This is a genomic window from Zoogloea oryzae (assembly GCF_030161255.1).
Lineage (GTDB): Bacteria > Pseudomonadota > Gammaproteobacteria > Burkholderiales > Rhodocyclaceae > Zoogloea > Zoogloea oryzae.
Window position 1 is genome coordinate 1 of sequence record NZ_BSPX01000246.1, and the last position, 311, is coordinate 311.

The following is a 311-nucleotide window of genomic DNA, read 5'->3' on the forward strand; positions in this document are numbered from 1 at the left end:
ATCATACTTGCCGACCACCGATGAACGGATCGGATTAACCAACCGAAATTAACTTCAGTCATTATGTATTGAACAGAAGCAAAAGCGTCAGTAACCGTCGGACGATAGTAAAAAGTCATGGCAAACCCCGTAGCTACTTGGACCAAAAAACAAGTCAGTGTAATTCCACCTAGACAATAAAAAATGTTGACGTGAGGAGGAACATATTTACTAGTTATATCATCTGCAATAGCCTGAATCTCTAGACGCTCTTCGAACCAATCATATACTTTATTGAGATAGATAACCTGAAGGATTCCCCCTCTGAGAAC

At 40.2% G+C, this 311-nt stretch carries 1 pseudogene; it reads right to left on the minus strand.

The features are described from left to right. Positions 1–284: pseudogene (gene petB, locus QQK25_RS24915) on the minus strand (cytochrome b6); the annotation flags it as partial. Between the last annotated feature and the right edge of the window lie 27 nt (positions 285–311).